Origin of the sequence: Streptomyces recifensis (assembly GCF_002154615.1) — a bacterium.
Classification (GTDB): domain Bacteria; phylum Actinomycetota; class Actinomycetes; order Streptomycetales; family Streptomycetaceae; genus Streptomyces; species Streptomyces griseoluteus.
This window is the reverse complement of record NZ_MUNH01000487.1, coordinates 1-5,060: the sequence shown is the minus strand read 5'-3', so window position 1 is coordinate 5,060 and position 5,060 is coordinate 1. Positions and strand designations below refer to the sequence as shown.

7 protein-coding genes are annotated in these 5,060 nt (G+C 69.5%); 4 read left to right on the top strand and 3 right to left on the bottom strand.

Translation table 11 applies throughout. The features are described 5' to 3' along the window. Positions 1-211 (bottom strand): LysR family transcriptional regulator (locus CCN33_RS23585; protein WP_140394640.1); only part of this gene is annotated, 211 nt, incomplete at its 3' end. 143 nt (positions 212-354) lie between these two features. On the opposite strand from CCN33_RS23585, the gene mgrA reads away from it, so the two are divergent. The 3 genes from mgrA to CCN33_RS23570 all read left to right on the top strand — a co-directional run bounded on the left by mgrA (position 355) and on the right by CCN33_RS23570 (position 2,788). After that, positions 355-1,347: an L-glyceraldehyde 3-phosphate reductase gene (gene mgrA, locus CCN33_RS23580; protein WP_086695509.1), complete on the top strand. Its 993-nt coding sequence runs from the start codon at positions 355-357 to the stop codon at positions 1,345-1,347. A 420-nt stretch (positions 1,348-1,767) separates the two neighbouring features. After that, positions 1,768-2,178: a hypothetical protein gene (locus CCN33_RS23575; protein ID WP_086695511.1), complete on the top strand. Its 411-nt coding sequence runs from the start codon at positions 1,768-1,770 to the stop codon at positions 2,176-2,178. A gap of 151 nt (positions 2,179-2,329) precedes the next feature. After that, positions 2,330-2,788 carry an ATP-binding protein gene (locus tag CCN33_RS23570; protein WP_086695508.1) on the top strand — a complete coding sequence of 153 codons (459 nt, stop codon included), beginning with the start codon at positions 2,330-2,332 and terminating at the stop codon, positions 2,786-2,788. 179 nt (positions 2,789-2,967) lie between these two features. Here CCN33_RS23570 and CCN33_RS23565 read toward each other — a convergent pair whose 3' ends face one another. Then, positions 2,968-3,858: an RNA polymerase sigma factor SigF gene (locus CCN33_RS23565; protein WP_086695507.1), complete on the bottom strand. Its 891-nt coding sequence runs from the start codon at positions 3,856-3,858 to the stop codon at positions 2,968-2,970. Between the two features lie 291 nt (positions 3,859-4,149). On the opposite strand from CCN33_RS23565, the gene CCN33_RS23560 reads away from it, so the two are divergent. After that, positions 4,150-4,632 carry a VOC family protein gene (locus CCN33_RS23560; protein WP_086695506.1) on the top strand — a complete coding sequence of 161 codons (483 nt, stop codon included), beginning with the start codon at positions 4,150-4,152 and terminating at the stop codon, positions 4,630-4,632. Positions 4,633-4,649: 17 nt separating this feature from the next. On the opposite strand, the gene CCN33_RS23555 is transcribed toward CCN33_RS23560, so the two are convergent. Continuing rightward, positions 4,650-5,060, bottom strand: a 411-nt coding sequence (locus tag CCN33_RS23555) for a phosphotransferase (protein WP_167387926.1), incomplete at its 5' end; no start/stop codon positions are given.

Sequence of the window (5,060 nt, the reverse complement as noted above, 5' to 3'; positions counted from 1 at the left end):
TGCGCTCGGCCTCCACCAGCAGCGCCCGGCCGGCCTCCGTCAGTGTCACCCGGCGCGTGGTGCGCACGAACAGCGGTGCGCGCAGCTCCCGCTCCAGGGCGCGGATCGACGCCGAGAGTCCCGACTGGGAAACCATCAGCCGCTCGGCGGCACGGGTGAAGTGCTGGTCCTCGGCGACCGCGACGAAATGCTGGAGATGACGCAGTTCCATGATTGAGAAGCCTAGCCGCTGAAATCCATCGGATTCTTCTGTTGGACCGCTGACCGCGCTCCGGGGAAGAGTTGGGGGAGGCTGCCGGACACCGCCGTGTCCGGCGCCGGGAAGACCGTGTGCCAACCCCTTATGGAGTCGCGTTGTACACCGCCCACCCCGACCGCTACGCCGACCTGCCCTACCGGCGCTCCGGACGCAGCGGACTGAAGCTCCCCGCGCTGTCGCTCGGCCTGTGGCACAACTTCGGCCCCGACCGGCCGGTGGAGACCCAGCGCGCGATCCTGCGCCGCGCCTTCGACCTCGGGATCACCCACTTCGACCTGGCCAACAACTACGGCCCGCCGCCCGGCGCCGCCGAGTCCGCGCTCGGCGAGGCGCTGAAGGCCGACTTCACGCCGTACCGCGACGAACTGGTCATCTCCACCAAGGCCGGCTATCTGATGTGGCCGGGCCCGTACGGGGAGTGGGGCTCGCGCAAGTCCGTGCTGTCCTCGCTCGACCAGAGCCTGACGCGGATGGGCCTGGACCACGTGGACATCTTCTACTCGCACCGCTTCGACCCCGAGACCCCGCTCGAGGAGACCATGGGCGCGCTGCACTCGGCGGTCCAGCAGGGCAAGGCGCTCTACGTCGGCGTCTCCAACTACTCCGCCGAGCAGACCCGCGAGGCGGCACGCATCCTGGGCGAGCTGGGCACCCCGCTCCTCATCCACCAGCCGCGCTACTCCCTCCTGGACCGGCGCCCGGAGGAGGAGGGGCTGCTGGACACCCTGGACGAACTTCAGGTCGGCTCGATCGTCTACTCCCCGCTGGAGCAGGGCCTGCTCACCGGGCGGTACCTCGACGGCATCCCCGAGGACTCCCGCGCCGCGAGCGACAGCCCGTTCCTGCGGTCCGACGCCGTCACCGAGGACCTCGTCGGCCGGCTGCGCGCCCTGAACGAGATCGCCGCCTCGCGCGGCCAGACCCTGGCTCAAATGGCGCTCGCCTGGGTACTGAGGGGCGGACGGATTACTTCCGCTCTTGTCGGGGCGAGCAGCACCAGGCAACTGGAAGACAGCGTCGGCGCCATCCGGAATCTGGAATTCGACAAGGATGACCTGGCCCGAATCGACGCCGCCGTGCGGACTTGAACTCGCCGGAACAGTAGCGGCGGAGGGCAGAAGTTTTTTCCGCCTTCACAATTTCTCCGCGTATTCCGGTGCGCGCGGCGCTGAATTCCTGCCACGCCCGCCCGCGGAGCCGCAGCGGAGCCGCCGCAGAGCCCAGGGGACCCCCGCCCCTGGGCTCTTGCCTTTCAAGGACTGGCGGGCAGGGCCTCGGTGCGCCGCCCACGGTCGATAATCCGCCAACTAATGCGGGGCGGTCCCGCGCCTTACATGATTCGGCCAGAATCAGGGCATCGCATATGCCAGGAGAGTGGCCGGAAAGACATGGTGACAGTGTTTCCATTGTGGCGATACTCAAAATGCCAGGGGCACTTCACCGCACAGGAGCCGCACGGATAAGAGAGGGACCGGTCGGCACACCGGCGAGGCAACGGGGGAGTGATCGTGCACGATGAATTCCTGTGCCATGTCACCGCATACGGGATCTGCGGCGGTCAGCGGGTAGGCGTACCGCTCGGCACCTACCGCGCGCCCACCCTCGCGCTCGCCCTGTGGTGGCTGCGGGACCGCGCCTCCTGGATCGCCGAACGGCTGGACCCCAGTCCCGAGGGCGAGAAGATCCCGGCGGGCGCCCTCGTCCCCGTCCCGGACTCCGTGGCCGACGTCCCCACCCTGCTGCGGGCCTGGTGTTCCGACGACGCCCGGCAGGAACTGGTCGCGGACGAACTGGCCGGCGGACGCCTGGTGCGGATCGCCGCGAGCGACGACACCACGGAGTACGAACTCCTCGCCGAGTCGATCGACGCCCTGCGCATGCAGCGCACCGTACCCGCCTTCGTCGTCCCCGTCGCCTGAGCGCGAGACCGCGGGCCCGGTCCAGCCGCGAGCGGCCCGGCAGGTCTCCGCACACAGCGAGGGCATTGGGTGGAATGCGTCGGCCGGGTCGGGGTACGAGCATCACAGGCAACAGGCGACCGGCCGTACCGGGCATTTCGAGAGAGACACCATGACCGAACACCTGGGCGTGGCAGTGGCAGTGATACCGAGTGGTTTCGACGTACCCGTGGAACCCCTTCGGCGTGCGGCGCACTACACCGGCGAACCCGGATGCATCGCCGACGCGCGGGCCTTCGCCGGGCGCTTCCTGGAGCAACTGCGGACCGAGTGGTGCGCCACCGTGGACAGCCGCACGGGCGGTGAGGTGCTGCTGGTCGTCAGCGAGCTGGTCACCAACGCCGACCGGCACAGCGGAGGCCCGTACATCCTGGAGCTGGAGGGCACCGACAGCGCGGTCAGCGTCTCGGTGTACGACAGCAGTGTGGCGCTGCCGCGCTTCTTCCCCAAGGACCCCGAGCGGGTGGGCCATCATGGTCTGGAGATCGTGCGCGCCGTCGCCTCGGAGATCACCGTGGACCGCGTACCGGTGGGGAAGCGTGTGCGTGCCCTGATCCGGCTGGACGGCTGAGCGCAGCGCTTCACACCCCTCCGGAGCAATGATGACCGCCGACCGTGATCCGGTCGGCGTCTTCGTGTGTCCGGAAACCGCCCTTCACACGTCCGGCTGCGGTGGAAGAAGGCATGAAGAAGGGCGGCCCGGCCGAACCGGACCGCCCTTTTCCACGTCAAGGGGTCGGAGTGTGATGCTCAGGCGCAGCCCAGCTCGCCCAGCATGCCCTGGCGCAGCCGCGCGATGATGCGCTTGATCAGGCGGGAGACGTGCATCTGCGAGCAGCCCAGCTTCTCGCCGATCTCGGCCTGGGTGGCCTCCTCCACGAACCGCATGTGGATGATCTGGCGGTCGCGGTCGCTCAGCTCGGCCATCAGCGGGGCGAGGGCGTGGAAGTCCTCCACCAGCTGCAGGCCCTCCTCCTCGACGCCGATGAAGTCCGCCAGGACCGCCTCGCCGTCCTCGCGGCCGTCGCCGGTGAGGGCGGCGTCCAGCGAGCTGGAGTTGTAGCCGTTCGAGGCGAGCTGGCCCTCGACGACCTGCTCCTCGGTGATGTTCATGAGCGTGGCCAGCTCGGCCACGGTCGGGTCGCGGTCCAGCCGGCTCGACAGCTCCTCGCGGGCCTTGGCCAGCTCCACGCGCAGCTCCTGGAGCCGGCGCGGCACGTGCACCGCCCAGGTGGTGTCACGGAAGAAACGCTTGATCTCACCCACGATGTAAGGCAGCGCGAAGGACGTGAACTCCACCTCGCGCGAGATCTCGAACCGGTCGATCGCCTTGATCAGACCGATCATGCCGGTCTGGACGATGTCCTCCATGTCGTCGCCCCGGCCCCGGAAACGCCCGGCGGCGAAGCGCACCAGCGACATGTTCATCTCGATCAGGGTGTTGCGCGCGTACTGGTATTCGTGCGTGCCCTCTTCCAGCTCCGCCAGCCGGCGGAAGAACTGACGGGACAGCGCCCGCGCGTCCCGCGGAGCGACGGACGCGGGGTCCGCGATACCAGGAAGGGTCTCCTCGTCCGTCATGTCCTGCGCGGCCTTGTCCGCGACCTCTGCTTGCGACCGGATGCCGACGGCGGTGTCCATTAACCTCTCCCACGTAAGTCACGGTTCGACGACTGCTCCCGTGAGCCCCGGTTGCCCGAGGCCACGGTTGCCGCGTGGTCCCCGGCTACCCGGAAAACCCCGCCCCATGCACGTCTTCTCTCACGGGCCGGGTACCCCCGGTCACGCGACGCATGCAGACGAATTTCGACGTGGCTCGAAATCGCCGAAGTGGCTCGATCTTATCGGCCCGCGAGCGATGAGTACGGGGCCGGGGACCGGTCGGTACAGGTGAGCGCGCGACCGGCGCCGCGACCCGTACAGGAGGTCCCCATGTCCCACGGTGGTTTCACCACATGTCTCTGGTTCGACGGCCAGGCCGAGGAGGCGGCGCACTACTACGTCTCCGTCTTCAAGGACTCCCGCATCGGCCGGATCACCCACTGGAGCGAGGCCGGCCCCGGTGAGGCCGGGACCGTGCTCACCGTCGAGTTCACCGCCAACGGCCAGAAGTTCGTCGCCCTCAACGGCGGCCCCGAGTTCACGTTCAGCGAGGCCGTCTCGTTCATGATCCTCTGCGCCGACCAGCGGGAGATCGACCACTACTGGACCCGGCTGACCGAGGACGGCGGCGAGGGCGGCCCCTGCGGCTGGCTCAAGGACAAGTACGGGGTCTCCTGGCAGGTCTGCCCCGAGCGGCTGCTCGAGATGACCAACGACCCCGATCCGCAGAAGGCCGCCCGTGCCTTCGGCGCCATGATGAAGATGGGCAAGCTCGACCTCGCCGCCCTGGAGAAGGCGTACGCGGGCGAGTGACCGGAACCGACGCCCGGTCACGCCCTCTCGGCGAGCACCTCGCCGATCGTGTGCCGGGCGTTCTCCGCCAGGACCGGGTTGGTGCGCCAGTAGTAGGGGAGCTGGACCAGGGCGATGGACAGTGCCCAGCCCCGGCCGCGCGCCCACTCGGCGTCCTCCGCGCCCACCGCGTCGCGGAAGACGCCCCGGACGGCGGCGGGGAGCAGGTTCCAGGCCGCGATCAGGTCCACGGCCGGATCGCCCACCCCGGCGCAGCCGAAGTCGATCACCGCGCTCAGCCTGCCGCCCCCGGCGACCAGGACATTGCCCGGGGAGAGGTCGGCGTGCGCCCAGGCGGGCGGGCCGGTGTGCGGGGGAGCGGCCAGCGCCCGCTCCCAGCGTGCCGTCGCCTCGGCCGTGTCGATGCGGCGGGCGAGCCGGGCCAGCGC

What these genes read in the sequence shown, in the direction of transcription:
- CCN33_RS23570 (WP_086695508.1), top strand. Translation starts at nt 2,330, where the DNA reads ATGACCGAACACCTGGGCGTGGCAGTGGCAGTGATACCGAGTGGTTTC.
- CCN33_RS23565 (WP_086695507.1), bottom strand. Translation starts at nt 3,858, where the DNA reads ATGGACACCGCCGTCGGCATCCGGTCGCAAGCAGAGGTCGCGGACAAG.
- CCN33_RS23560 (WP_086695506.1), top strand. Translation starts at nt 4,150, where the DNA reads ATGTCCCACGGTGGTTTCACCACATGTCTCTGGTTCGACGGCCAGGCC.